Here is a 26,611-nt window from a genome sequence, read left to right as displayed (position 1 = left end):
GAAGTGTCTTAACCCCGAGAGAATCTGCTCGGGCTCATCCATCAAATCAGAAAGGACAATAATTAACCCGCGTCTCGAAATTCGCTCGGCTACACGATGCAAATTTTTGCCGATGTCAGTTTGAGCGGACGGCTCGGTCTTTTCAAGCTGCGACAATATCACATTTAAGTACGAATGCACGGAACGCGGCGGCAAGTACGTGCGCAATTCGGTATCGTACTCCGCCAATCCAACGGCGTCGCGCTGCTGAATCATCAGGAATGAAAGCGCCGCGGCAAGATACGAAGCATATTGGAACTTCGTAATCGAACCTGAACCGTAGTTCATTGAGTTCGAGACGTCAAGCAAAATGTACGATTTTAGATTCGTCTCCTCTTCATACTGCTTGAATAGACCTTCCAATCGAGATTGCGCAGCGGGTCTCCATCCATATAGGGACGATGCTCGGCAAACTCAACGGAGAAGCCGTGATACGGCGACTTATGCAAGCCGACCATGAAGCCTTCCACAACCATCCTCGCCCGCAACTGCATGTTCTTCAGTCGCGAGACAAAAGCGGGATCAAGATATTGAAGATGAGTGGTCAAAGGGAAATTTTAAGATTTAGACAATCGGTGAGCTAACACGATTCAAGACAGGCAGGCATCCATGTAGAGACAAGTGTTCATTTAGCCACGTACGCTCGAGCTTAGGCAGATTGCCCTTATCATATCTCAAGTACCAAAACCAAGTAGCTAAACCGTAAACCGTTGGTGAAGTTTTTTCCGTAGATTCTAGGTGGCTTAAGAATCTTCCTTTGAGGCTAGTCGCCATCCCAATGTAGAGAATTAGTCCTTCAAAGTTTGTTAATACGTAACAACCCGAGTCTGTCGGGACAAGCATTAGATCAAAGTGTTTAAATCGTAATCTGTCGACAGGCTGAGGGTTAAGTGCAGAAACATTCATAGCAGAGCTTTGCCAGGCGAGTTTGAGCGATGAAGCGCTTGAACTAACTCTTTGAATCCCGCGTTTATTGCCCCGGAATTCATACCACTTGCCTTTCCTCCTCTGACCCAGAAATCTGAATGCCCAACTCCGGAAAACTCGCCTTCAACATTGTCAAAAACTTGTCTTAAAAGCTCTTCCATTGTCGGGACACGCCAGTCTTGTGTATTATGAAGCTTCTCAAGGAATGGCACGGAAAACCTGCTAAAGAGTTCAACGCCGTTTGTCTTAAAGAGAACGCTATCGTCATCCGCACCCAATTCGTTTACAACTGCTTTCCAGTAGTTCAAAAATATCTTCTGTTGCGTCTGCTCGTTCTGAGTCGTCAGAATTGGGTTATTGGCCGTTAAGAAGTACTTCTTAAGGGCTTTAACAAAACTATGTTGATTAACGGTCGTCTCATCCTTGCTCTGGTTAGCCATTCGCACTTTGTTGAACCAAGGAGAATCATGTGTTGAATCAAGAAAATCTACAAAGCGAAGGGCTTGGTCATCTTCTCCACGCTTTATTGTGTTTAGAATCCATTTGGGGAGACTTGGGATATCTTCGGTGGTTAGAATCTGGGTAAGCCGAGCGTTGATCCGTTGCTCGACAGATTTGTCGACACTCTTTTGTGTTGTGTTGACAATAAGAAAGTGGCACATCTGATGGATATGGGGTAGCTTCACGGCAATATTAACCGGAAGCTCAAAATCAAGCACTCTAGGGTCTTCGGCTGCGGCCAATTTTAGTCCCTCAACTCTGTGTTGGCCGTCGACTACACTAAATGGGCCAACATCGTCGATATCAAATTCGATTGTGTTGTTCTCGGTGTTGAATGATATTGACTTGTCTGTAGCAAGAAAAACACTCGTGGGCAAGAATGCGTCGCGAGTGTCTTGGCCAGTAACAATATACTTCGCGAGTTTCTTCGCGCGCCCTTGATTCAGTACTCTTTGGTACCCATCATTGGCATCGTCAGGATCAAGACGCTCGACACTGTAGAAATTAGGGATTAACAAATCCCTCACTTTGAATGAAGTCGTGTACAAAGTCAAGTCGCCTTGCTTTACAAGTGCAGCTGGTCTTTTGATTGTCCTCGACATCGCCAAATCTCCTATTACTGATCGAAAGTCGTTCCTTCTCTTATTTCTCCGCTAACAGCTTATCAACCAAATGTTCGGCCTTCATGCCGTCGGCTTCGGCGGTGAAGTTGGGGACCAGGCGGTGACTCAATGTCAGGAGTCGGACGGCCGTTCAGGGCGGCGCGGGTTTTGGCGCCGAGAATTAGGTACTGTGATGCACGCGGGCCGCAACCCCAACTGACATAGTCCTTGATGAACTTCGGAGCTTCGTCAGAATTTGGGCGCGTCCGACGGACAAGCTTCACCGCATATTCGACCACATTATCTGAAACTGGAACGCGGCGCACCAGGTCCTGCAAAGTTGTAATCTGCTGAGCGTTCAGCACCTTGGATACCGTCGCGGTCGCCGCCGAGGTCGTGCTCTTCACTATCTGCTCTTCTTCCTTGAAGCTCGGATAGTCCACCCACAGATTGAACATGAAACGGTCAAGCTGTGCTTCCGGGAGCGGATAGGTGCCCTCTTGCTCAATCGGGTTTTGCGTGGCCAGCACAAAGAAGGGCTCTTCTAACTTATAAGTCTCTCCTGCCGCCGTGACTTCGTGCTCCTGCATGGCTTGCAAGAGTGCCGCTTGAGTTTTAGGCGGTGTGCGGTTGATTTCGTCAGCCAGGACGATGTTCGCGAACACGGGGCCTTTGATAAACTTGAAACTGCGGCGGCCAGTAGAGCGGTCTTCTTCAGCAATTTCGGTACCCGTGATGTCAGACGGCATCAGATCGGGAGTGAATTGAATACGGCTGAATTTCAGGTCGAGCATGCGCGCCATCGTCGAAATGAGCAATGTCTTTGCGAGGCCGGGCACACCGACCAACAGACAGTGACCGCGGGCGAGCAGGGTCATCATCAGTTGGTCAATAATCTGCTCTTGGCCGACAATCACCTTGCCGACCTCTTTCAGCATAATGTCGCGGGAGTCTTTGAGTTGTTTCAGCGCGTCAAGATCGGACGCCATAGTCGGTGAAATCCTTCGGGTTGGGCTTGCGAACGGGGTTTCCCTTTCGTAGATTGGGAGACCACGAACGAAGGTTCATGTTATTGAAAAAGAAAATACTTATAGGGTTAACGCGCGAAGACCTTGAAAGTTTCGCGCAAGAGCTTGGTGAGCCAGCATTTCGCGGGCGTCAGCTCTATTCGTGGCTCTATCAAAAACGGGCAACGAGTTTTGATGAGATGAGCGATCTTCCCGCAGGATGGCGGGTTAAGCTTGCCGAACTGACCGAGATTGGCACACTAAGTTTGGCTCGCCCAGCCAAAGACACTCGCGACGGCTCGCGAAAATTTCTTTTTGAGCTGTCTGATGGATTGCGTGTTGAGTCCGTTTATCTGCCCGACTCTCCGGGAGAAACGGTCTGTATTTCGAGTCAGGTCGGATGTGCCTTAGGCTGTCAATTCTGTGCCACGGCTAAGATGGGACTATTTCGCAATCTATCCGCCGGGGAAATTGTTCTGCAGGTTCTCGAAGTTGAAGGCCATTGCCAATCCCGGTTGACCAATGTGGTATTCATGGGAATGGGCGAACCGCTGCACAATTATGAGAACGTTGTCCAGGCAGTAAGGTTGCTCGCCGATGAGAACGGAATCGGCATAAGCGCTCGCCGTATCACGGTTTCCACGGTGGGGCTTGTGCCCGGAATTGAACGGTGGATGAAAGACGATCCACCCGCGAAGCTTGCCATCTCACTGCACGCCACGACCGATGAACGGCGCGGGGAACTGATGCCAATCAACAAGGCTTATCCGCTTGACGTGCTGTTCAAGACGCTGCGCCGCTTCGCTCATGTGACGAAGGATCCGGTGACCTTCGAGTATATCATGATTGCGGATTTCAATGATCGCGAAGAAGACGTTGAGAATCTCACACGGCTTCTCAAGAATATTCCGGCGAAGATGAATTTGATTCGACTTCATCCTACGGGCAGCGGTCTCAAACCCTCGAGCGACGATGCCATAGACCGATTTATGGGCTGGCTGACCGAAGCGGGAATCCGCTCCACTCTCCGCCAAAGCCGTGGCATCGAAGATGAGGCCGCTTGCGGTATGCTCTTCACTCAAGAGCCATTCAAGCCGACGAAGGTTAGGGCGTGGGAGCGAACTTGAACTAGATTACGAAGTGATATTTTAAGGCGGCTCTTGGGTCGCCTTTTATATTATCATGACTTCAACAGCAAAGACAGGATAGTGTAAGGAGACTCTCCCTTACTCAAGGAATCATCCATCAACCGCTGATGCTCTTCCGTCCAGAATTGAGCGACCAACCTTTTCTCTAACATGCGCTGAATGCGCCTGCGGGCGTGGGAGTGGCGGCGTTTCTCGAAATCGCCGGAGTCGCGCAGATGAGTCAAGTGTGCCTCAATCTGTCCGGCCAACTCGGAGATGCCGGTTTCGCGAGTGGCGACGGTGTTCACAACGGGCGGTTTCCACACATCCCAATGCTTCAGCATCATCGCACCTTGCAGATCGCTCGTGAAGCGGTCCGCTCCTTCACGGTCGGCTTTGTTGACGCAGAAAACGTCGGCGGCTTCCATCAATCCGGCTTTCATGCCTTGAATTGCATCACCGGATTCGGGGACCAGGACGACAACGACCGAGTCTGCGTATTGGACAACTTCAAGTTCTGACTGGCCGACTCCGACGGTTTCAAACAAGATATAGTCAAAGCCTGCGGCATCGAGAACATCGGCCATGTCTCCAGCGGCCTGGGAGAGCCCGCCCAAATCACCGCGCGTGGCAAGCGAGCGGACGAACACGCCGGGGTCGAGTCCGATGGCATTCATACGCACGCGGTCACCGAGCAGCGCGCCGCCGGAAAACGGTGACGTGGGATCGACAGCAAGCACGGCAACGAGTTTGCTCCGCGCACGAAGCAACTTAGTATAGGCCGTGACGAGCGAGCTTTTGCCCGCACCGGGCGGGCCGGTAAAACCGATGCGCACAGCCCGGCCGATTTTACCGCCGAGCGAGCGCAGCACTTCGTCCGCACCTTCGGGCGAATTTTCAACACGGGACAGGAGACGAGCGAGCGCGCTGCGCGAGCCGTCGAACATCTGCTGTGTGAGCAGTCCGGATGTCACTTCTCTGCAGCCTCGGGAGTCTTGGCAGTGAGGTCCACCATGATCATCGGTTTGCCGGTAAACTGCTCGACATAGTCCCGCACTTCGGGAAGCAGGTAGAGATTCTCGGTATCCATTTTGGCAAGGGCGCGGGCAAGAATTTCAGCGCGCTCTTCATCGCCAAATCGCTTGTTCATAATCACGAGCTTTTCGGCTTCAAAGATGCAGCTTCCGCCGCGGAAGTTACCTTTTTCATTCCGGAATTTGTAGCCCTGCTTTTCCAACGCTTCGGTGAGCAGCTGCACAAGTTTTGCGGGTTTCATCAGAGCACGTCCTCCTTGCCGACGGCTTTGAGTTTGTCCACGAGCTCCTTCACTTCCTGCGAGCGGTCAAGCGGACAGATCATCAGCGCATCTTCCGTTTCGACAACAATCAGATTGCTTACTCCGACCGCGGCAATCAGTTTTTTCCCGCCGAGAACACAGGTGTTATGTGTATTGGCCAATGCGACGTTTCCGCGCGTGGCGTTGCCGTGTTCGTCGTGCGGCATCAGTCTCCAGACTTCGTCCCAGCTTCCGACATCGTTCCAATCGAATGTGCCGCGAATCACCGCGACTTTGGGGGCCTTTTCCATCACACCGTAATCAATCGAGATACCCTTGCCGGCTTCAAAGACAGTGCGGGTGACTTCGTGCTCGTGCGGTGTGCCGATGGCTTGTTCAATCTGGTCAAAGGCCACTCCCCAGAGCGGAAGATGCTCGCGAATCTGATTCAGAATCGTATCGGCACGCCAGACAAACATACCGCTGTTCCAGACAAACTCGCCGCTTTCCAAGAATAGACGCGCCGTCGCCAAGTTGGGTTTCTCGGCGAAAGTCTTTACGGGATAGACGTTCTCGCGCAGCCTGATGCCGGTCGTGTCCATCTGGATATAGCCGTATCCGGTTTCTGGCCGTGTCGGTTCGATGCCGATGGTGGCGAGCAGTTCGGAATCATGGACAACTTCGACGGCAGAGTGCAAGCAATAGTGAAACTGCTCGATGTTGGTGATGCGGTGATCGGCGGGCAGCACAATCATCACAGCTTCGGGGTCGTGTTTATGCAGATGAGCCGCGGCGAGACCGATCGCGGGAGCGGTATTGCGGCCAACGGGTTCGATGATGAAACGGTCCTTGTTGAAGGACGGAATCATCTCGCGAATGAGTTCTGCCTGTTCGGGATTCGTGACAATCCAAACATGGTCGTTATCCACCAGACCTTCGAGGCGGGCAAGCGTGCGTTCAAGCATCGAACCTTCACCGGTCAGGTCGAGAAGTTGTTTCGGTTTATTGCGGCGGGAGAGCGGCCAGAAACGCGCGCCGACTCCACCGGCCATAATCACTGCATGAAGCATTTTATTTTTGAGTTACGTTCGTCCAGAGAAATTCTACCTCTGTCGTCCAACGCGGACGGATAGAAATTGTGTCCGGATGCCATTGGAACGGTTCTGAAAACCGGAATGGATTCATCGATCCGGTGTCAATGCGGTCGTTACTGTTGGCGTCACGAATGACGCGGAGACGGTAGTCACCTGCGGGGAATCCGTTGAACTTGAAGTGCGTATTTGTGTAGACAATCTCTGCGGGTTCGGACGATTTCAGCGGATAGAGTTCGACAATCCACGGTCCCATTTCGGTGGCACGCACAAGGCCGTCAATGGCTCCGAGTGAATCTTCCGGGAAAGTGTACCAGGCGATTTTCAGGAGCGAATCACGCAGTATGTTGCCGCTATAATCCTGAATCAGTTTCTGCGGCACAAAGAGCGAGTACTTCAGACCACGTTCAAGCGAATCCGACGGCGTAATCGTCAGGGAAATAGGATCGGTCTGCTCGACCGTGATGTCAACGTCGTTCGTATCGGCGCGCAGCGACACTGCGGCCGTATCCGAATCCGGAGAGTATACCACGGGTTCACTGAAAATGACTATGGCCTCACGGGGAATGCCGCGGGTCATTTCCCGATTGAATGGGGAAGATTCAAAGAACGCGGGGGCGGTGGTGTCCGGCCGGTTCTTGACGGCATACTGTGATGAAAGTTCGACGTCGCCGATACTCACTCTTAGCAAAGCTGAATCCCCGCCCACAGTATCGGCGAAATAAATGTGCCAGGCGTGCGAAGCGGTCGAGTCTTCGCGAAAGTGCTCTGCAGGCACATTCCGGCTTCCGTCGGAGATATTGACGCGGGGCTGGCCGTCGATATTTACGCGCAAATCAATCCGATGCATGTCCATTTGGCGGACTCGCAGGATTGCCGGCGGAGTCGTGTCCTGCAGGGACGGCGCAAAGGTGATTCGAGGTTTGGTGCCTTCCTCGACCTTGACGTCGTTCGTGGCGGTTCCAATCCACTCGGACGCGGGCTGCCACATGCCGTCGAAGTTTTTGTCATCGAGCGCAAACAAGCGATAGGTCCCGGGGGCAAGATAGCCCAATTCGAATGTACCGTCGGGAGCTGTCTGCATGCGATAGTCCGGCGCATCCGTCATGGGATCCGGCAATGAATCCTTCACTTGATACGCAGTGACCGCCATCGAGCGCACACCGGGCGGCAAAGCGACAGCACCGGCAATCTCTCCTTTGTCAATATGATCGCCGGTGCTGAAGGCAAGCGTGTAGCTGTTTTCGAACGGGTTGTTCTGCAGGTCCTTTGCAGTTGCGCCGACTGTCACGACGATAGTGCGGTTTTCCGGCAGAGGATCAAGATAATCCAGAGTCAGCCTTCGTCCAGACCAGCGATAGCGGAGGCGGCGTCCGGGCTCAGGCGACAGATAAAGCGAGGCTTCGACGGCGGCTCGATTCACCGGCTCGGAGAATTCGAGAGTCACATCCGCATCCAGAGGAACCATCACGCTGTTCTGTTCCGGAATCGTCGATACAATTTCCGGAGCAATCTTGTCTTCGGGTCCTCCGGGCGGTACCGCCATTCTCGCGCAGCTTGTGACAGCAAGCACGAGAACGAGACAGGCAAGGTGATGTTTAGTTGCGGCCAATGCCGAAATACTCGAAGCCGATTTCGCGCATGTGAGCGGGTTCAAAGAGATTTCGCCCGTCAAAAATTATCGGCCGTTTAAGGAGAGTTTTGATTCGGACGAAGTCCGGTTCACGGAACTCCTGCCACTCAGTGCAGATAAGCAGTGCGTCCGCGTCTTTCAGCAGCGAGTAGTAGTCATCGTGAAAGTGCGCCTTAGCACCCAGAATAGGCCGCGCATTCTCCATGGCCTGCGGGTCATAGACGCAGATTTTCGCGCCGCGCTCGTGCAGCAGCTCGATGGTATAAATGGAAGGAGCTTCGCGCATGTCATCGGTGCGGGGCTTGAACGAAAGTCCCCAGATTGCGAGTTTTAGTCCTGAGAGATCTTCACCGAAGCGCTTCACCACTTTGTCCACCAATCGAACTCGCTGTTTGTGGTTCACTTCGTCAACAGCGTTCAGGATCTTCAGGTCGTGGCCGTATTGATGTCCGATGCGTATCAGCGCGGACACATCCTTCGGGAAGCATGAGCCGCCATACCCGATTCCGGCGAAAAGAAAGTGCGGACCGATGCGCTTGTCACTGCCGATGCCAAACCGGACATGGTTGATGTCCGCGCCGCATTCTTCGCAGAGGTTCGCAATTTCATTCATGAAAGTAATTTTGGTGGCGAGCATTGCGTTTGCGGCATACTTGGTCATTTCAGCGGAGCGGACATCCATGGTGACGACGCGGTAACCCGTACGGTGAAACGGCGCGTAGAGCCGCTTCATCAGCTCTTCGGCTCGCGCGCTTGAAACTCCGATGACAATGCGGTCGGGCTTCATGAAATCGTTCACCGCATCGCCTTCCTTGAGGAACTCGGGGTTTGAGACCACGTCAAACTCTGCGGTCGTGTGCCTGGCAATGGCTTCGCGGACCTTGTCTCCAGAGCCAACCGGCACCGTGGACTTATTGACGATGACTTTGTAACTTTTCAAACGTTTACCGATCTGCTCTGCGACAGCGAGCACGTAGCTTAAGTCGGCGGAGCCGTCTTCTCCGGGCGGCGTGCCGACGGCAATCATAAGTACTTCAGAATCGTCCATGACCGAGTAGAGATCGGTGGTGAAGCTCAGGCGACCTTGGGCGACATTGCGATCAAGATATTCCTTCAGGCCGGGTTCATAGATGGGGACGATGCCTTTTTTAAGCATTTCAATTTTGCGCGGGTCTGTATCAACGCACGCGACGGTATTGCCGGACTCAGCCAGGCAAGTACCGGTGACAAGACCGACGTAGCCGGTCCCGATAACAGTAACTTTCATAATTTGGAATTTGGTTGAGAGGCGAGTACAGGGAGCATCGCTATTTCGCGATAAACTCCTTCATGTAAGTGCTGACAATGTGATCCAGCACGAGATGTAAATCTTCAACGGGGCCGTATTCACGCGATTCGACAATGACATTGTGGTCAGTCATAGCGGCCAATTTCCCGCCGCCGAAACCGATGAGACCGACGACGGTGGTCTTAAGTTCACGGGCGGCGACAGCGGCTTCCAGAATGTTCGGCGAGTTTCCCGACGCGGTAATGAGAACGACCACGTCTCCGGGGCGAGCGTACGCCCTGAGCGGTTCTGCAAAAATGGAGTTGTAACTAACGTCGTTGCCATACGCGGTGAGCATGGGAACGTTATCTCCGAGAGCGAACATGCGGAAACGCCTTTTGCCGGAAGTTGACGCACCTTTTGAGAAATCACACACCCAATGGGAGGCGGTGCTCCATGACCCGCCGTTTCCGCAAACAAATACGACCGCATCACGCTGAAATGCGTCTTCAAAAATCGAAATGAGTTTTTCGACGTCTTCAATCTTGACGGAATCGAGGACTGCCTTGAGCCTCTCGAAATATGAGCGAATATGTGTTGCTTTGTCGAGACTCATTTGAAGGGATATCGCTTGATATTGAAAATGATTTTGCTGCCGTCCCGTTCGGGCATGAACGGCAATTCAAACAGCTCCCCGAGCGCGCTGCGTACGGAGTCCTGATGCGACAGCGGGACATAGAGCAAGAGGAAACCGCCGCCGCCCGCTCCGGCGATTTTCCCGCCGAGTGCACCTGCCTTTATGGCGCGGTTATACATATCGTCTATTCCGTCATCGGAAATCTTGGCAGCCATCTTTTTCTTCAGCTCCCATCCGGCATGCAGTAACCGTCCGACCTGCTCGAAATCCATAAGGGAGAGTGCGGCTTCGATTTTGTCCACAAGCGGCATCATCGCCTCGAGGATTTCACGTTTAGAAGCAGTCTGCGACTTCTGCTCTTTCAGAATTTCCGCAGATTTGCGGGTTCGATTTGTGAAGAAGAGCATCAAGTGATTTCCGAAGTGCCGCAGCGCCTGGGCGGGCAGGTCAACTTCCGTTTCGGTGACGGTCTCGTCGGGATTAAAAACAAACCTGCGCAATCCGCCGTAGGCAGCGATGTACTGGTCCTGTTTTCCGATTGGTCGTCCGCAGCGCATAATTTCGATGTCGCAGGCTTCACGGGCGAGCTGCTCGGCGGTCACTTGACGGCCGAGGTAAGAATACATGGCGTTGAGCAGCCCCACGACAAGCGAGGATGATGAGCCTAAGCCGCTGCCCTCGGAAGGGATGTCGGCAAGCGTCGAGATTTCAACTCCGCTGCCGAGCCCGGTGACCTCCATTGCCGAACGGATGAGCTCGTGCTTTATTTCGCTGACATCATCAACAGTTTCATTGCGCGAGTAGTTCAGTACGATTTTGTCGTCGAATCGTTCCTTGATGATGACAAAGATGTACTTATCAATTGCGGTCGAGATGACCTGGCCGGCACCTTGTTTATAGAAGTCGGGCAAGTCACTGCCGCCGCCGGCAAAGCTAAGACGAAGCGGAGTTTGTGTAATAACCATGCTTAGGAATTGCGCTCTCTGCGCGCGCAGACAGCCGCATACGCTTCGGGAGTGCCAATGTCTTGAATAAATTCGTTAGTTACGTAGCCGTACATTTTGCCTACCAGCCGGGGCAGCACATGGAAACCAATGTCCGCGGGAACGCTTTCCGGAACCCACCGAAAGAGCTCCGGTGTTGCAACATGAATTCCTGAGTTGGCGTAATTGGTTTTGGGATGAGCAGGTTTTTCTTCAAAAGCAATCACCCGGCCTGATTCGCTCAGTTCGAGAATGCCGCAGCGAGTCGGTTCCGGTGTCGGATAGGCCACGAGCACCAGCGGCGGATTCTCCGACTGACTGTGAAACTCGCGCAGACGACTCAAGTCAATTTCGGCGTAATTATCGGCGTAGATAATGAAGAACCGCTCTTCATTACGAAGAAAGTCATACGCAGCCCGCAGCGTTCCGGCACTTCCGAGCAGGGTTTCCTCGTAACCTTCAACAAAGTTCAGTCCACAGGGTTTGGCCGCGATGAAGTTGCGGACCTGACCGGCGTGATGATGAGTGTTGATATAGACATCCGTCACACCTGCAGCAGACAGCGTTTCGCACCAGTAATCGAGCAGCGGCCGTCCGGCGACGGGCAACAGACACTTCGGGGTGTTCTTCGTCAGGTCACCGAGTCTGCTGCCAATTCCCGCGGCAAGCACTAACGCTTTCACGCGACGGCGAAACTCTTTTCCCGGGCAGTCTTACACCAGTCCCACGTCTTGCGCAGTCCGTCGGAAAGCTTCACTTCCGTTTTCCACTTCAGGATATTCGCCGCACGCGCAGCGTCGAGATAGACTGCGCGAATCTCACCTGTTCGCGGCGGAGCATAGATTGGTTCTCCGCGGAAATCGGCAATCTCAGCAAGCTCCTTGAACAACGTGTTGACCGACGTGCCGACGCCCGACCCGATATTCAGAATCTCACCATCTCCGGAATCAACGGCGAGCAGATTCGCGCGGACGCAATCGGAAACATAAACGTAGTCGCGAAGCTGTTCACCGTCACCAAAAATCGTCGGAGTTTTTCCGTCGAGAAAAAGTCCTGCGAAGATGGCTATCACTCCCGCTTCGCCGTGAGGGTTTTGCCGCGGTCCGAATACATTCGGGTAGCGCAACACGGTATATCGCAAGTCGTAGAGCAGTCGGTAGAGTTCGAGATAGTGCTCTACGGTATGCTTTGAAATACCGTACGCGCATTCGGGATTAATCGGATGCTGTTCGTTTACCGGAAGCGATTTGGGCTCACCGTAAACAGCGCCGCCGGTCGAGATATAGATAATCTTTTTGACGTTATGGCGCATCGCGGAAGTGATAATGTTTATCGATCCGACGATATTCGACTGGGCGTCAAAAACCGGATCAACCAGCGACTTGCGGACATCCATCTGCGCCGCATGATGGTCAATGACGTCGGGCCGGAAAGCACGAATCACTTTTTCGACCGACGCGTCATCGCGAATATCCACTTCAAAGAATGTCGCGTCTTTGGGGACGTTATGCCGAAACCCCGTGCTCAGATTATCAAGCACTGCAACTTCATGTCCCGCCGCAAGAAAACCTTCGGCCACATGAGACGCAATAAAACCGGCACCGCCGGTAACGAGAACTCGCATTAGGCTATTGCTCCTTTCGCGGGCCTGACCACGTTGAGACTTTGCATTTTCTGTTCGGCGAAGTCCATGATGTCGTCAATGTCCGTTTGCTCTTCAAGGTAGGCTCGATACTCGCGAACGGACTCTTCGGCGCTGCGGACTGGATTCCAGCCGAGGGATTTGAGTTTGGCAACATCCGATATTATGTGTCGAGTATCGCCGAAGCGGTAGAGGCCGGGAACACGCGGTTGCAGCTCATCCTTGCCGAAAACTTTTGCGACAATCGAGCAGAATTCCGTCACCGTATAGGCACGGCCGCCGCCGACGTTGAACATCTCGTAGTTCGCGCGATCATCCTCCAGCACCAGTAAATTGGCCTGCACGACGTCGTGAATATTGACGAAGTCGCGCACTTGCTGACCGTCTTCATAGATAAGGGGGGCGCGATTGAAGAAGTAGCTTAGTGAAAATATGCGGCAGGCACCGGAATAGTTATTGTAGAAGCTTTGACGCGGACCTTGAACGATTGAGAAACGCATGGCCACGGACGGGATGTCATAGCGTTTGCCGAACGCGAGCGTCATAAGTTCCTGCGAATACTTCGACAGTGCATACTGGTTCAGCGGTTTAGCGTCGGTTTCCGGAGTCGGCTGCCATGTCAGGATTTCGCCGTTGCGCGGGTCACGAAACTCCCATTCGCCTCCGTCAAGCTGCGAAACGGGACGCAACTCGGGATGAAAAAGTTTTCCGTCCGATGCGACATAGCGTCCTTCACCCGCCACGGCTTGTGATGAAGCCACCACAACCTTTTTGACAGGGAGCTTTTTTTCCACGATGAGTTCGTAGATTAACGCGGTCCCGACACTGTTGACGTGAAAGAACTTGGAGAAGTCAGGAAGATAGTCCTGATATGCCGCGAAGTGATAAACGGCTTCAACACCATCGAGAGCTTCGAGCATTTTGCCGCGGTCGCGGACATCGCCTTCGATAAATTTCACCTTAGCCGGAATATAGTCCGGCTTGCCCTTCATGTGAACGGGTTTCTCAAGGCTGTCAAGAATCGTGACGTCGTATCCTCTGCGAAGCAATTCATCCGTCGTATGTGACCCGATAAAGCCGGCACCGCCGGTGACAAGAACGCGCAATTTGAATCCTTACAATTAGTGAGCGCCGCGTCCGAGCAGAACGGCAGGTATGGTTTTCATGAGAATTTTGAAATCCAGCCAGAGAGTCCAATTGTCAATATAGGCGAGATCGAGTTTCACCCATTCGTCAAAATCGGTGATGCTCGAGCGGCCGGAGATTTGCCAGAGACAGGTCAGGCCGGGTTTCACAGAGAGTTTGCGGCGATGCCAACTGTCAAAGCGGGGCAATTCCGTCTCGAGGGGCGGACGCGGTCCGACGATAGACATGTCGCCTTTCAGCACACTCCAGAGCTGCGGTAGTTCATCGAGACTGAACTTGCGCAGGATGCGGCCGACGGGAGTAATGCGCGGATCATTCTTGATTTTGAAGACCGCGCCTTTCATTTCGTTTTGTGCTTCGAGTTTCGCCTTCAATTTGTCGGCGTCCACGACCATCGTGCGAAACTTGTAGCCCGTGAACTTTTCCTTGTTGAAACCAACAACCTTCCAGCGATAGAAAATCGGTCCGTTATCCGTCAGCTTGATGGCGATGGCGATACCGGCCATGAGCGGGAACAGCAGGATGAGCAGAAAGGCCGAAAAGGCAATGTCGAAGAGGCGCTTCACCAGAATCTGCCACTCCTTGTGCCGCATTGAAGTGTATATCAATACCGGCTGGTCATACTGAATATCCGTCGAGACATGCGCAACAAGACTCGAAAACCAGTTGGACAGGATGACCGCTCTTACGCCTTCCTGTTCACACAACGCGAGCATGTCAGTACATTCGGAAATCTGGCGAGTCGGGACGGCAAAGACCACTTCGTCAATCGTATATTGATGCAGAATGTCCGTCAGGTCTTCCGGCGTGCCAAGATAGTGTAATTCGCCTGGCGCATTGGCGCCATGCTTACGATCCGTGTCGACGAAGCCAATCAGGTGAATCGGCCAGCCCGGATGTTCGGAAAGAGTTTTGACGAACCGCGCGGCCTTATCCGCGGAGCCTATGACAAGAACACGCTTATTCAATCCGCCGCCGCTTAGCATATACTCGCGGATGCTGCGGAAGAAGACTCTGTTTACGGTCAGGAGCAGCGTATTCAGCAGCGTAAACAAACCGATTGTGGAGCGCGGCGGGAGTTCAATTCGCAGGATATACGTCGCGGCAAAGAGCACCACCGTTCCAATCACGGCTGTGCGAAGCGCCAGTTTGAAGTCCTGCCAGACACTCGCAGGCTGCACAGTGTCATACGACCTCTGCATGTCCAGCAAGAGCCACCAAATGAGCAGAATCAACGCCCCGACTTCGTAGTAGCTATGTATGGATTGTGCGCTGCCGAAGAAATAGAACGTACGAATCTCAGTGCGCAGCGCGAAGGCGAGCACAAATGAGACGGCGGTGAGGCCGAGGTCAGTCAGGAGATGAAAAATCCTGAGCCAGATGTTACGTTCAATACTTCTTGGCATTTCTCTTAGTCGAACGTCAGAATTTAAGCTCCGCCGCCGCCGTAGAAGCCGCGGACGGCGTCACAGACTTCGTGAACTTCCGCATCCGTCAGCTCGGCCGACATGGGAAGTGCGATAGACTCCTTGGACAACCGCTCTGAAACCGGGAAGGCTCCTTCCTTGTATCCGAGGAAATCGAAGCACTTTTGCAGATGAAGCGGCACGGGATAATAGATCATACTGCCGATCCCTTTGGTCTTCAAATGCTCCATCAACTCATCCCGTTTGGGAACACGGAGACAATACTGATGATACGTGTGCCATGCGCCGGGCGCTTCGACCGGGCAGATTGCGGGTGTGGCTTTAAGACCGTCGTTGTAAAGTGCGGCGATCGCGCGACGGCGATTATTCCATTGTTCAAGGTGCTTGAACTTGATAAGCAGCACGGCGGCCTGGAGCTCATCGAGGCGGCCGCAAATACCGATTTGGTCGTGAAAGTAGCGATCCTTGCCGCCGTGGACGCGATTGATACGAACATCGTGGGCCAGCGCGTCATCGTTAGCAAGCACCATTCCTCCATCGCCTGCTCCGCCGAGATTCTTGGTCGGATAGAAGGAGAAACAGTTCAGGTCGCCAAAGCCTCCGGCAACGACATTATTGAACTTCGCGCCGACCGCCTGGGCGGCATCCTCGATGATGAGCAGATTGTGTTTCCTGGCAACTGAACTCCAAACAGCCGGATCCACCATTTGACCGAAGAGATGCACCGGCATCAGCGCACGTGTTCGCGGTGTAATCACGGATTCGAGCATGTCACCACGGGCATTAAACGTATGCTCGTCGATATCCACGAAAACAGGCTTCGCGCCGCCCCGCACAATTGAGCTTGCTGTCGCGAAAAATGTGTAGGGAGTAGTTATGACTTCATCGCCGGGTTTCGGTTTCAAAGCCATAACGGACAACAGAAGCGCGTCTGTTCCGGAGGAGACTCCGATTCCGTGTTTCATACCGGAGAGTTTTGCCATACTCTCCTCGAGCCCTTTGACTCTGCTTCCAAGAATAAAACTTTGAGTTTCGAATATCTGCGTGACTTCGGCCATGACTTCGTCACGGATCGTCCGAAATTGCGCCTGCAGATTGAGCATACCTACGCTCATTTATTCACCTTTAAATAGTAATCCATGGTGCGGCGAAGACCTTCCTGCATGGGAACCAGCACCTTGTAGCCCATAGCGTCTTGAATTTTCGAGATGTCGGCAAGTGAATCGCGCACATCGCCGGCACGCGCGGGTTCGTGCACCGGAGTAACCGTTTTGCCCAGCGCGTCACCGATGCCATTGAGAATATCGATCAATGAGTAGCGCGCACCGCACGCCACATTGAAGAATTCACCGGCAACATTTGAAGATGGCGCATCACAGGCGAGCAGATTGGCACTCACCGCATTTTCCACGAACGTAAAGTCACGCGACTGCAGGCCGTCACCGTGCACGACAGGAGCTTCACCGCGCATAGCTTTTGTGATGAACAACGGAATGACGGCAGCATACTGCGAAGCCGGATCCTGCTTCGGGCCGAAGATATTGAAATAGCGCAGCGCAATCGTCTCCAGCCCGTATACGGCGTGAAACGCCTGACAATACTTCTCGGTGGCGAGTTTGCTCACTGCATAAGGCGACCGCGGGAGCATGGTCATACTTTCGACCTTAGGAAGCGTAGGCGTATTGCCATACACGGATGAACTCGAAGCGGCCACAAAGCGTTTGACACCCGCATCACGTGCGGCCATCAGCGCGTTCAACGTGCCTCTGATATTCACTTCGTTGGTGGTGACGGGATCGGCGATTGACCTCGGAACGCTTCCGAGCGCGCCTTGGTGAAGCACGTAATCACAGCCTGCAGTCGCATTCCGGACGGCTGCCTCGTCGCGCAGATCCCCTTCAATGAACTCAATGTCATTCAGAAACGGAGCGAGATTTTCCCGTTTGCCTGTGGAAAGATTGTCAAATACCCGAACGGAATCGCCGCGAGTCAGGAGTTTCTCAACGATATTAGATCCGATGAATCCGGCGCCGCCGGTAACGAGATAACGAGATGGCATCTATTTCGATTTCTCCGGGTCGGGCCGGACATAGGTGTAACAGGGATTAATCATGCCGCGAATGGCCGCGAACATGTACTCAAGCTGTCCCTGACCAAGACGGGCGTGACATGGAAGCGCGAGCAGCGACTCGTTCTCGTCGAATTCAGCGTGCACCCCGAAGCTGGCGAGTCGCTCGTGAATAGCACGAACCGAATACGGTTCCGCCGATGAAAACAGATAGCAGGCCGGAGCAGTTTGGTCAGGCAGGGGCGAGTGCATGCCCGTCAGCGCAAAGAGTTTGGATGCCGCGCGCAAATTGCTCATTCTTCGATCGAGTTCAGTTTCGCGGCGGCGCCAATGAATCTGCAGTCCTTCACGAACGCGATTCCGCTTGGTCACGTCAAGGCAATGGAAATTGTCCCACACAACTTTGTCAGGGAAGTACTCACCCACGAGCACGGCGCCGAACGGCAGCGGCAGCCAGCGCGCGAAATCGAAAACAGAGAACTTCCCGAAGCTGCCGCAGCGGGAAACACCATTCGGAACAAGCAGGGCATCGCGACAATCTTCTATCAACGGCTCATTCAGGAGCGACAGCGATTCCGCCTCGGGACAAACATAACCCCAGCGATGACAGACGATTCGGGCACTGCACACAACCGGACGCTCTTCGAATCTCCATTGGTCGCCATACGCCGAATTCAGCCAATCCACGTAAGAGCGCTCTCCCACCGAAGACCATACTCCGATCGTCGATCCTCGCGGCACGCCGGCAGCACGAATCGCCGATTGCAGCGCGAAGGGATAGGACGGCATGTAGGTGAACTCGGCCTCGAAGAACTCCGTAAGCGCCGTGTTGATTGCGATAACCTGTTCTTCCGGTGCATCGAGATCGTCCGCCGAAAACGGCTCAATGCGGATGCACGGTTTAGCTTCGTCGGGCGGGGGACGAAACAGGATGGGATACGGCTTCGTGCAGTACTTCTGGAAGTAGTGCTGCAAATCGTGACGAAAACTTACTCCGACATCGAGATATTCAAAGTCCGAGTTTTCGAATTCCGTCACCACGTGCCAGAAGAGGTAGGCATTCGCTTCAATCTCACGTCCTTTATCGTTGGTGCCGCCGTAGTGATAAAAGAGCGTGTTAGGAGTAACCGGTGTGACGATGATTCCGCCGACAAGCTCAGCGCCCACATAGGCAAGATAGAGTTTTTGATCCGGCTCGAGCGCGGGTGTCAACGTTTCCGGGTCGTACCAAAGTTTTGCCATGAGCGACAAATCACGGCTTTCGATGACCCGAATACCGGCATTCTGCGCCTTACGGATGCCTTGCTTGGCACGCGAGCGGAGCTCTTTCCAAGCGATGTCGCGATTCAAATGCAGCAGCGCACCGCGCGTGACAATGTCTTTACCGACGTATTGCAATGGTTATGGGCAAATACCACAACGCGTTCCGGTCTGCATCAGGACGTCGTTGCTGGAGTTTAGTAGCGGAGTGAGGAATACGACCGGACAAGTACCGTCGTCGTCACGATCATGAATATAGCGGTCTTTGATTTGTGCCAGACTAATCGTGCCCCAGGAGTTGTTGGTCGCGTCCACGTTTTGCGTATTGTGCTGATTGCAGTTCACGTTGATTACGAACCGGTCGATAGTGGACAGGCAGTTGTAATTGAACCTCGGGTTCGAGGGACCGCGTTGATCCTCGGTGACACCGATGTTCATCACGGTATTCATGCGCGTGAATTCATTGTGATGAATCTGCACCGTTGAATCCACGTGGGACCCGACGGCAAGCGCGAACCAGGAAGTCTCGAAATGATTTCCGTGAATTTCGGTTTCGCTGACGAGATCGAGCCGGATAACACCGCGGGTACCGCTTCCGCTGGTGTCCGATCCGCCGCAGTCGCGAAACCAATTGCAGAAGATCTCACAGTCATCCATGTTGTAGAGCACGAGCGCAAACGGGTCGCTAGTCTGAAAGATATTATGCTCGCAAACAAATCCCGAAGTCGAGGTTGTGCGGCAGCCGGTATCCACCCGTTCAAAGACACATCTGCGGAGAACCGGCGGTTCACCTTCGGCCAGGATACCGTACGCGAAGCGAAAGAAATAGCAGTTCTCAATCAAACCGCCGCCTGCCTCAGTGTCGATAGCGACATCGCCGTTCCGGAATGAGACATAAGCCAAATCAGGAGGTGATGCGCCGTCTTCGAACGTAAGTTGCTGCCATTCGTCCGGGTCGCGCGCGATAACATCCGCAGGCATGAAGCGAATGTAGTTCTGCGGCGTTCCCCTGCAGATGAGCGTGCCTTCGATATTGAGGGACTTATTCCCCTGCATCAACACGACCGCCCCGGGTTCAATGGTCAAACTTCTTCCGGCACTAACGGTCATGTTGTTAGGAACGATGTAGTGAACGCCGGACCTGAACGTGGTATCGGTTGGGAAGCGGAAGAGGTTGTCGGGAAAGCGAATCACTTTAGGAAGACGAAGCTCCCCGATGTCCATGTCTGAACCCGTCGTATTGAGTTCACGCGGAACAGACCAACCCTGTCCAAGTTTTTCGGCAACGATGATGTAGTTTCCGCCGACAATGCTTTCGAATTGAAAATTACCATCGCCGTCCGCCGTGTCGACGAAGGCCGGATTGAAGAGCCGATGGTCGAAGGTTGCCGCGAGGTCAAGCGGAAATCCGACGGCATCTTCATCGCCGGTAACCGACCAAACCGAGGCATCGTCGTTGACATCAAAGGAAACGGGCCTGTTGTAGATTTTGACAATGGCATTGGCCGGGCTTCCTTCTTCAGCGGTCACACGTCCAATCACACCGTTTTGCCCCTCCTCATTTTTGCATGACACAAGAAGGAGCGCGGCGGTGAATTGGGCAGCGAGCAACAGCCCGCGCCAGTCAAATTTGAAGAAGCGGATCATCTTAAATACACGATTCCCGCAGTGACACATGCCCATAGAGCAACATTGACCAAGGTGGCGCGATCCTTAACAAGGAGTTTTGTCGGGTCACCGCCCTCTCCCCTGTTGTAGATCAGGTACAGATACCGGAACAGTCCGTAGACGACGAAAGGCAGCGTCCAGAAGAGCGCCCGTGTTCCATAGTGTCTGAAAGTGTCGTCCGAAATTGTATACAGACTATATGCGACCATCGTTGCCGCACATAATGCCGCAAGCATTTGGTCTATAAACGTGAGACTGTAAGCTGCGAGGCTTGCCCGGTGAGAGGCAGCGGCTTCACCCAGCAAGGCAATCTCGTGTCTGCGTTTCGCCAGCGCAAGAAACAATGACAGCAGGAATGCGCACAGGATTAGCCAGTACGAGAGATAGACATCCGGGAGCATGGAGCGAATCACGGCGACTCCACCGACTGCACGCAGGACAAAGCCCATTGACAGCAGAAGCACATCCAGAATAACGGCGCGCTTCATGCCGAGGGAGTAGGCAAGGTTGACGGTCAGGTAGGCAGCGGCCACAGCGCCGAAATAGACATCAAGCAGAAACGCCCAGCCAATGCCAATGCCGCCGAGCAGAACCGCAAGCAGAGCAGCAGTCCCCGCTGAGACTCTGCCTGACGGCAGCGGCCGCGACTTCTTCTTCGGATGTTCGCGGTCGGCCTTCAGGTCAAGCAGGTCGTTCAGGGCATAGACAGCGGAAGACAGCAGGCAGAAAGCGAAGAACCCTTGCAGCGCCTGCACGATGACTTGCGGAGTGTCGAGCACGACACGCGCGGGTGAAAACAGCACCGCCGCGAAAATAATCATGTTTTTGGACCACTGCGCGGGTCGCAGAAGTTCAATGATTGCGGCGAGTGAATTCAAGGTCTTAAAGCCTTACGACGTTGTCCCGGTTGCCGAGTGCCGCTGTGGCATTGCGCGCGTCAAACACAAGCGGGCAATTCTCCACCAGCAACTTGTAGTCAACCGCTTTGTGGTCCGTGCAAATTACCGCGACGTCATACTTCTTGACTGAAGCCGCGTCAAAGGGCACAGACTTCATGCGATGATGAGCGGTGTCAACTTCAGCAATGAAGGGGTCGTGATAATCCACGGTCGCACCGCGCTTCATCAGCAATTCGATGATATCAAGTGACGGGGATTCCCGCGAATCGTCAATGTCCCGTTTGTAAGCCACGCCCATCACGAGAGCTTTGCAGCCTTTGACCGCCTTTCCGCGCTCGTTTAATGCATCGGCAACGCGCTGAGTGACGTAGTCCGGCATTTTGGTGTTGATGTCATCGGCGAGCTCAATAAACCGTGCGCGGTACTTCAGCGTTTTAAGTTTCCACGACAGGTAAATGGGGTCAATGGGAATGCAATGACCGCCCAGCCCTGGTCCGGGGTAGAAAGGCATGAAGCCGAATGGCTTGGTGGATGCGGCGCGAATCACTTCCCAGACGTCCACGCCGAGAATTTCGCACATAATGGCGAGCTCATTGACCAACCCGATGTTGATTGAACGGAAAGTGTTTTCGAGCAGCTTGACGAGCTCGGCTGCTTGCGTGCTGGATACGGGAACGATTGTCTCAATGACTTTGCCGTAGATGGTCTGCGCGGCATCCATACATGCGGGAGTGGCGCCGCCCATGACTTTCGGCGTGTTGAATGTGCCGAATTTTTCGTTACCCGGGTCCACACGTTCCGGCGAAAACGCAACAAAGACATCCTGACCAACTTTCAGTCCTCGCTCTTCAAACGCAGGCACAAGCAATTCGTCCGTTGTGCCGGGATAGGTCGTGCTTTCGAGCACGAGCAAAAGACCGGGGTGTGCGTACTTCAGAATTTCATCACGTGCGGCGAGAATGTAGGAGATATCGGGGTCGCCTGTTTTGCGCAATGGTGTCGGAACACAGATTGAAATCGTGTCCAGATTTCGAATGACAGAGTAATCACTCGTCGCATCAAGTTTTCCTGCCTTAACCAGCGAAGCCAGTTCTTCGTCGTTAACATCAAGAATATAGTTTTCTCCGCGATTGATACGGTCAACTTTGTCTTGTGTAATGTCTATACCGGTCACGTGATAGCCCTTGGCGGCAAACTGGACAGCCAACGGGAGACCGACATAACCCAAGCCGACAACACCGACACGGAGTGTGCCGTCCTGAGCCTTCTTTTTTAACTCGTTCAGAATCATAAAGTTCTTGTTACCTTTCCCGAAAATCGGTGACTCTAAATATACTAACGACCAGGCAAAAATGCAATGAAAAAGGGGTCTAATTAGGACCCCCGAAAGATGCTTTGCAATTGTTATACCGTTATTTACGTCAGATGACTCTAAGATTTAGTGCGAAAAAATGTTCCCAGAAATCAGACGGGCGGCCTGAAGCCGCCCATCATTTGAAGAAAATCAAACTGCCTCTATTGAACACTTAGCAAATAAACCCGACCCATGTTCTCGGCAGTCTCCTGGTCCCACCAACGGGCACCTACGGCCAAGTCCATTGCCCCGTTGCCGTCCAAATCGCCTAGCGACGCAACGCTGTTTCCGGCCGCATCGGCGATGTTCTCGCCGGAGAACTGATAGAAGTCGTTCTCCCAGCCGCCATAGAAGAAATGCACTACACCGCGGCTTTGGTTGGCATTTGAGGCCTGTGCAGCCCAATCGCCTTTGCCGTCTTTGTTCAAATCTCCCAGCGTAAATACCCGTTCGCCAAAGCGACCGGCTTCAGTTGAGCCTGTGAAGGTCGCTGCCGGCGCATCGGGCAACGCGGTGGCCCCGTGATAGAGGTAAACCTTACCCAATTGACGGCCGCCGCTCGTCCATTGCGGCGCCCCAACGACCAGTTCTGCAACACTGTCACCGTTCACATCGGGGACAATCGCAACTGACCAACCAAATTGGTCTTGAAAGCTGGTTAACTCGCCCTTGTAAAGCTTCTGGTGCTTTGTGGCACTCAATTCCTTGCCGCCCTGAAAAACGTACACAGCGCCTGAATACGTGGCTTCTGTGCCAAAGTGCGGCGCTCCAATGGCAAGATCGGCCTGTCCATCTCCGGTCAAGTCTCCGGTGGCGACAGAGGAACCGAACAAGTCATTCAGAGTGCCTTGTTTGAACTCAAGGTCGGGGGTTTTGGCCACTCCGCCTGAGTTTCCGAAATAGACGTACACGCGGCCTGAAGTGGCACCGGCCTTCGCTGAGTGCGGAGCACCCACAACCAGGTCGGCGAAATTGTCGCCGTTGATGTCGTGTGACATGCTGATGGAGCGGCCGAAAGAGTCCTTGCTTTCACCAGCCGTGACGACCTGCGGCGAGCCTCCGAAGCCCGAGCCACCCATGTAGAGATAGACTTTTCCAGCGGGCTTTGCTCCCGTGCCCTGACCGCCTTCAGCGGCAATCGCTAGATCGGGAGTGCCGTCGCCGTTGAAGTCACCGGTGGACATTGAACTGCCGAACAACTCACCGTCGTCCGAACCTTTGATGGTTAAGACAGGTGAGGTCGCAAGCAAACCATCGTAGAAGTGAACGGCGCCGCGAGCGATCGGACCGGCATTTTCGCCCGTGTATGAAATTGCATAGAGAGGACCGGCTCCTGTCCAGGCAAATGCGCCTTCGACGGCGGAACCGAAATAGGCTCTTACTTCCGGTCCGTCCATAACACGCAGGAGATACTTTGAAGCCGCGTTCTTGGACTCGAGCTGAGCCAAAGACAAGGCGTAGACCACCAGTATCATTACCGCGGAGACTAAAATGTATCCAATTCTCTTCATGACGCTCTCAAAGTTTCTGAGCGGAAGCTCTTTGAGTGAGTCGAGGAGTGGCAGGAAATCCGCGGCACTCCTCGAAAGATTCTAATATTCCGTGCTCTCAAACAAACACGGAATGATTGTCTCTGTCAAAACTCGCGGGCAAATCTATGCAGATGTCGCGATCCAATTAGAAGATCAAAACCCTTGAAATGCTCCAACGATCCATGTACGCTGATGACTTGCGAAGGCACATCCAAGCTAACAAAGCGAACTCTAATCGGCCAACGCATGGAACGCACATCTGGAAGACCGAACTTATTTCTTGGGCTGATGGTCAAACTTTCGCCAAAGTGTTCCAACAAGAGTGCCGTCAAACCTGCGGAAGCAAATGAATCGTGTTCACTTTCACTCAAACGTGCTGTACAATCACTAACAGTTTCAACGTCGGAAAAATCCCGTCCTTGATTACGCGGAATGTCTATATGGACTCTGACAAACGAGTTGTTACCGGAAAAACCGTCCGCCATGCCAGAGCGAACTCCTTAGGTGCTTGCGTCAAGCGCTCACGAATTTTCTTTTGCTTCGGACAAGATAATCAACATCAGATTTTTCCTGAACAATGAAACTCGCACCATTGCACGACCGATGGCCGGCCATGAAGGCCTCTTCCAAAGAATCGAAGTCCCCAACAAGTCCTGATTGTCCCCAAACAATGAACTCACGAATTGGTGGTTTTCTTGAGGCTAGACGAGAAGCATTCGCCTTGAAATTCTGATACAGGACAATTCTACTGTCAACTGCTTTGCTCTTGGGAGAGGGCTTGAACAGCGCAGTTCGAATTCTCTTTACTCTTGGCATCTAATACTCCTTCTCAATTTCATACGGTACCAACATACCCATTCGTTCAATATAGGAACGAAAAACTGGCATGTCAAGTTCCTGTAATTGTTGAAGAAATCTGACCCGCCTTCAACAAATTTGGGAAGTTTTATAGAGTTTGAGTGACGAGCACGGCCTTAGCCGTGCTCGTCTACTGGTCAAATACACTAACCCTCGTTACCGGATGCGAACGAGGTCGATACGGCGATTCTGATAACGGCCCTGCTCGTTGGCATTGCTGGCAACGGGCTTGGAAGAGCCGTAGCCCTTGGCAACCAAGCGGCTGGGATCAACACCACGTGAGATCAGGTAGTTGCGAACGGCGTCCGCACGTGCCTGTGAGAGCGGGTTGTTGATGGCGTCCGAACCGGTGTTGTCGGTGTGGCCTTGAACTTCAAGCAGCTGGATTTCCGGATGCTCGTTGATCAGCTTGGCCGCGCCGTCCAGAACGCGTGCAAATTCATCAGTGATTTCAGCCGAACCCGTGGCGAAGTTGATGCCCGGGAAGCTGACAACACCACCGGTTTCCATCCACACGGACTCGATGGAATCCTTCACTTCGGGGCGCAGCAATTCGAGGCTGAGCTTAAGGGACGGATTACCTTCAAAAATGTAGCGATGGATGAATTCCTTCGGACCGTCGGTCTTGGCAACCATTGCTTCTTCGCGCGGTTTACGCTTCAGACTACCCATCGCGCTCTTGAAATCGTTGCACTCCTGGAAGTAGAAGTTGACCGACAAGCGATGGTTCTCATTGAGGAAGGCCTGCGGTTCTTCCACAAAGGCATACTGCAGAGCGAAGCTTTTGAAACCGAAACCGAATCCGGCAGTGAAGCCGCGATTGGTCTGATCGGTTTCAACCATGTCGTTAACGCCGCCAGCGAGATAGAAGCTGACATTGTCGCTGACATGGAAGTCATAAGCGGCTCCAATGTCCAACGTGGCTTCTTCATCTTCGACCGCGTTCAGGTCACCGGTCAGGGTAACACCCTTCCACGGATTGACGCCGACGCCGAAGCGGGCCTCGTAGGGCACGTTATCCTCGCCGTACTCACCGGCGAGATCACGCATCATGAAACCAAAGGTCAGCTCGTCGTACGGACGGAACAACAGACCTGCATCAACGCCCCAGCCGTCATTATCGGCGAGATTTTCCTGCAGATACTTTGCACCGATTCCGAGGGCGAAACCGCCGCCGAGTCCGCGTGCATAGTTCAGCTGGAAGGCATTGTTGGCGACGTCGAAGTCACCAGTCTTGTTGCCGCCGTCGTCATACTGCCCGATTCCGGTAATTCCGGAGTTGAGCCAAGACAGGCCGAAGGTTCCGAGCTTCTCGGCGCACAACGACGCACCGATGTAGTTGTAATTGCGATCTGCTTCCAGTCCGCCCGTGTACATCAGCGACACTTCAAATTTGTGCAGCCAATGCAAAGCAGCGGGGTTCCAGTAGGCCGCAGTCGCATCGTTGGCAACGGCAGTCTGGGCGGTACCCATCGCCATCGCCCGCGCACCCACACCCATCCGCAGGAATGGTGCGGCGTAGTTTTGCGCGTTGGCGGCTGAAACACAGAACATCATAATAATGCCAAGTCCCAGCGCCGTATTGCGAATTCGGGATGTCATATCCCTTCCTCCTGTCCTATCGGCTATTCTCAAGTAAATCATCTCTGGAATAAAGAATCTTGCGG

At 53.4% G+C, this 26,611-nt stretch carries 26 protein-coding genes and 1 pseudogene; 1 reads left to right on the top strand and 26 read right to left on the bottom strand.

Translation table 11 applies throughout. The annotated features are described in order from the left end of the window. The 5 genes and pseudogenes from HUU59_01225 to HUU59_01205 all read right to left on the bottom strand — a co-directional run. A partial coding sequence (locus HUU59_01225) for a VWA domain-containing protein (GenBank protein NUO18058.1) occupies positions 1-402 on the bottom strand: 402 nt, incomplete at its 3' end. Beyond that, the gene (locus tag HUU59_01220) at positions 360-587 is read right to left on the bottom strand and encodes a hypothetical protein (protein NUO18057.1); all 228 of its coding nucleotides are present in this window, start codon (positions 585-587) and stop codon (positions 360-362) included. The genes HUU59_01225 and HUU59_01220, both read right to left, overlap by 43 nt. A 16-nt stretch (positions 588-603) precedes the next feature. Continuing rightward, a complete protein-coding gene (locus HUU59_01215) occupies positions 604-945 on the bottom strand; it encodes a GIY-YIG nuclease family protein (GenBank protein NUO18056.1) in 342 nt (113 codons plus the stop codon). Further along, complete coding sequence (locus tag HUU59_01210) at positions 942-2,015, bottom strand: DGQHR domain-containing protein (GenBank protein ID NUO18055.1); 1,074 nt, start codon at positions 2,013-2,015, stop codon at positions 942-944. Before HUU59_01210 ends, HUU59_01215 begins: the two co-directional genes overlap by 4 nt. 94 nt (positions 2,016-2,109) lie before the next feature. Next, positions 2,110-3,058, bottom strand: a pseudogene (locus HUU59_01205) (AAA family ATPase). A 77-nt stretch (positions 3,059-3,135) separates the two neighbouring features. Between HUU59_01205 and rlmN the strand changes: the two are divergent. Next, positions 3,136-4,203 carry a 23S rRNA (adenine(2503)-C(2))-methyltransferase RlmN gene (gene rlmN / locus HUU59_01200; GenBank protein NUO18054.1) on the top strand — a complete coding sequence of 356 codons (1,068 nt, stop codon included), beginning with the start codon at positions 3,136-3,138 and terminating at the stop codon, positions 4,201-4,203. A gap of 53 nt (positions 4,204-4,256) precedes the next feature. On the opposite strand, the gene meaB is transcribed toward rlmN, so the two are convergent. The 21 genes from meaB to HUU59_01095 form a co-directional block, all read right to left on the bottom strand. After that, on the bottom strand, positions 4,257-5,177 hold the full coding sequence (gene meaB, locus HUU59_01195; protein ID NUO18053.1) for a methylmalonyl Co-A mutase-associated GTPase MeaB: 921 nt from the start codon (positions 5,175-5,177) through the stop codon (positions 4,257-4,259). Beyond that, on the bottom strand, positions 5,174-5,479 hold the full coding sequence (locus tag HUU59_01190) for a hypothetical protein (protein ID NUO18052.1): 306 nt from the start codon (positions 5,477-5,479) through the stop codon (positions 5,174-5,176). The genes meaB and HUU59_01190 overlap by 4 nt, the downstream gene beginning before the upstream one ends. Further along, the gene (locus tag HUU59_01185) at positions 5,479-6,549 is read right to left on the bottom strand and encodes an NTP transferase domain-containing protein (GenBank protein ID NUO18051.1); all 1,071 of its coding nucleotides are present in this window, start codon (positions 6,547-6,549) and stop codon (positions 5,479-5,481) included. The genes HUU59_01190 and HUU59_01185 overlap by 1 nt, the downstream gene beginning before the upstream one ends. Before the next feature lies 1 nt (position 6,550). Continuing rightward, a complete protein-coding gene (locus HUU59_01180) occupies positions 6,551-8,227 on the bottom strand; it encodes an Ig-like domain-containing protein (GenBank protein NUO18050.1) in 1,677 nt (558 codons plus the stop codon). After that, on the bottom strand, positions 8,169-9,470 hold the full coding sequence (locus HUU59_01175) for a UDP-glucose/GDP-mannose dehydrogenase family protein (protein ID NUO18049.1): 1,302 nt from the start codon (positions 9,468-9,470) through the stop codon (positions 8,169-8,171). Before HUU59_01175 ends, HUU59_01180 begins: the two co-directional genes overlap by 59 nt. A 40-nt stretch (positions 9,471-9,510) precedes the next feature. Beyond that, entirely contained in the window at positions 9,511-10,086 is a 576-nt protein-coding gene (locus HUU59_01170) for an SIS domain-containing protein (GenBank protein ID NUO18048.1), read from the bottom strand. Then, positions 10,083-11,072 (bottom strand): GHMP kinase, encoded by a 990-nt coding sequence (locus HUU59_01165; GenBank protein ID NUO18047.1) that lies wholly within the window; start codon positions 11,070-11,072, stop codon positions 10,083-10,085. Before HUU59_01165 ends, HUU59_01170 begins: the two co-directional genes overlap by 4 nt. 2 nt (positions 11,073-11,074) lie before the next feature. Continuing rightward, complete coding sequence (locus HUU59_01160; GenBank protein ID NUO18046.1) at positions 11,075-11,773, bottom strand: nucleotidyltransferase family protein; 699 nt, start codon at positions 11,771-11,773, stop codon at positions 11,075-11,077. Then, on the bottom strand, positions 11,770-12,714 hold the full coding sequence (locus HUU59_01155; GenBank protein NUO18045.1) for an NAD-dependent epimerase/dehydratase family protein: 945 nt from the start codon (positions 12,712-12,714) through the stop codon (positions 11,770-11,772). Before HUU59_01155 ends, HUU59_01160 begins: the two co-directional genes overlap by 4 nt. After that, entirely contained in the window at positions 12,714-13,838 is a 1,125-nt protein-coding gene (locus HUU59_01150) for an SDR family NAD(P)-dependent oxidoreductase (protein NUO18044.1), read from the bottom strand. The genes HUU59_01155 and HUU59_01150 overlap by 1 nt, the downstream gene beginning before the upstream one ends. A 15-nt stretch (positions 13,839-13,853) precedes the next feature. Further along, positions 13,854-15,284: a sugar transferase gene (locus tag HUU59_01145; GenBank protein ID NUO18043.1), complete on the bottom strand. Its 1,431-nt coding sequence runs from the start codon at positions 15,282-15,284 to the stop codon at positions 13,854-13,856. 23 nt (positions 15,285-15,307) lie between these two features. Continuing rightward, positions 15,308-16,420, bottom strand: a complete 1,113-nt coding sequence (locus HUU59_01140; GenBank protein ID NUO18042.1) for a DegT/DnrJ/EryC1/StrS family aminotransferase — start codon at positions 16,418-16,420, stop codon at positions 15,308-15,310. Further along, positions 16,417-17,364: an SDR family oxidoreductase gene (locus HUU59_01135; GenBank protein NUO18041.1), complete on the bottom strand. Its 948-nt coding sequence runs from the start codon at positions 17,362-17,364 to the stop codon at positions 16,417-16,419. Before HUU59_01135 ends, HUU59_01140 begins: the two co-directional genes overlap by 4 nt. Next, the gene (locus tag HUU59_01130; protein ID NUO18040.1) at positions 17,365-18,771 is read right to left on the bottom strand and encodes a hypothetical protein; all 1,407 of its coding nucleotides are present in this window, start codon (positions 18,769-18,771) and stop codon (positions 17,365-17,367) included. A gap of 3 nt (positions 18,772-18,774) precedes the next feature. Next, a complete protein-coding gene (locus HUU59_01125; protein ID NUO18039.1) occupies positions 18,775-20,280 on the bottom strand; it encodes a hypothetical protein in 1,506 nt (501 codons plus the stop codon). Next, entirely contained in the window at positions 20,277-21,179 is a 903-nt protein-coding gene (locus HUU59_01120) for a decaprenyl-phosphate phosphoribosyltransferase (protein NUO18038.1), read from the bottom strand. Before HUU59_01120 ends, HUU59_01125 begins: the two co-directional genes overlap by 4 nt. Before the next feature lie 4 nt (positions 21,180-21,183). Continuing rightward, positions 21,184-22,491 (bottom strand): nucleotide sugar dehydrogenase, encoded by a 1,308-nt coding sequence (locus HUU59_01115; GenBank protein ID NUO18037.1) that lies wholly within the window; start codon positions 22,489-22,491, stop codon positions 21,184-21,186. Between the two features lie 224 nt (positions 22,492-22,715). Next, on the bottom strand, positions 22,716-24,065 hold the full coding sequence (locus tag HUU59_01110) for an FG-GAP repeat protein (GenBank protein ID NUO18036.1): 1,350 nt from the start codon (positions 24,063-24,065) through the stop codon (positions 22,716-22,718). A gap of 125 nt (positions 24,066-24,190) precedes the next feature. Then, on the bottom strand, positions 24,191-24,571 hold the full coding sequence (locus HUU59_01105) for a hypothetical protein (GenBank protein NUO18035.1): 381 nt from the start codon (positions 24,569-24,571) through the stop codon (positions 24,191-24,193). A 28-nt stretch (positions 24,572-24,599) separates the two neighbouring features. Further along, positions 24,600-24,902 (bottom strand): hypothetical protein, encoded by a 303-nt coding sequence (locus HUU59_01100; protein ID NUO18034.1) that lies wholly within the window; start codon positions 24,900-24,902, stop codon positions 24,600-24,602. Between the two features lie 198 nt (positions 24,903-25,100). Then, a complete protein-coding gene (locus HUU59_01095; GenBank protein ID NUO18033.1) occupies positions 25,101-26,546 on the bottom strand; it encodes an OmpA family protein in 1,446 nt (481 codons plus the stop codon). Positions 26,547-26,611 lie beyond the last annotated feature (65 nt).

The organism is bacterium (assembly GCA_013360195.1).
In the GTDB taxonomy this organism is placed as follows: Bacteria; Electryoneota; RPQS01; order RPQS01; family RPQS01; genus JABWCQ01.
This window is presented reverse-complemented; position numbering and strand designations above follow the sequence as displayed.

Coding starts and splice junctions, on each gene's coding strand:
- HUU59_01215 (NUO18056.1), bottom strand. CDS start 945: ATGAATGTTTCTGCACTTAACCCTCAGCCTGTCGACAGATTACGATTT.
- rlmN (NUO18054.1), top strand. CDS start 3,136: ATGTTATTGAAAAAGAAAATACTTATAGGGTTAACGCGCGAAGACCTT.
- HUU59_01190 (NUO18052.1), bottom strand. CDS start 5,479: ATGAAACCCGCAAAACTTGTGCAGCTGCTCACCGAAGCGTTGGAAAAG.
- HUU59_01185 (NUO18051.1), bottom strand. CDS start 6,549: ATGCTTCATGCAGTGATTATGGCCGGTGGAGTCGGCGCGCGTTTCTGG.
- HUU59_01175 (NUO18049.1), bottom strand. CDS start 9,470: ATGAAAGTTACTGTTATCGGGACCGGCTACGTCGGTCTTGTCACCGGT.
- HUU59_01170 (NUO18048.1), bottom strand. CDS start 10,086: ATGAGTCTCGACAAAGCAACACATATTCGCTCATATTTCGAGAGGCTC.
- HUU59_01165 (NUO18047.1), bottom strand. CDS start 11,072: ATGGTTATTACACAAACTCCGCTTCGTCTTAGCTTTGCCGGCGGCGGC.
- HUU59_01155 (NUO18045.1), bottom strand. CDS start 12,714: ATGCGAGTTCTCGTTACCGGCGGTGCCGGTTTTATTGCGTCTCATGTG.
- HUU59_01145 (NUO18043.1), bottom strand. CDS start 15,284: ATGCCAAGAAGTATTGAACGTAACATCTGGCTCAGGATTTTTCATCTC.
- HUU59_01140 (NUO18042.1), bottom strand. CDS start 16,420: ATGAGCGTAGGTATGCTCAATCTGCAGGCGCAATTTCGGACGATCCGT.
- HUU59_01135 (NUO18041.1), bottom strand. CDS start 17,364: ATGCCATCTCGTTATCTCGTTACCGGCGGCGCCGGATTCATCGGATCT.
- HUU59_01125 (NUO18039.1), bottom strand. CDS start 20,280: ATGATCCGCTTCTTCAAATTTGACTGGCGCGGGCTGTTGCTCGCTGCC.
- HUU59_01115 (NUO18037.1), bottom strand. CDS start 22,491: ATGATTCTGAACGAGTTAAAAAAGAAGGCTCAGGACGGCACACTCCGT.
- HUU59_01110 (NUO18036.1), bottom strand. CDS start 24,065: ATGAAGAGAATTGGATACATTTTAGTCTCCGCGGTAATGATACTGGTG.
- HUU59_01105 (NUO18035.1), bottom strand. CDS start 24,571: ATGGCGGACGGTTTTTCCGGTAACAACTCGTTTGTCAGAGTCCATATA.
- HUU59_01100 (NUO18034.1), bottom strand. CDS start 24,902: ATGCCAAGAGTAAAGAGAATTCGAACTGCGCTGTTCAAGCCCTCTCCC.
- HUU59_01095 (NUO18033.1), bottom strand. CDS start 26,546: ATGACATCCCGAATTCGCAATACGGCGCTGGGACTTGGCATTATTATG.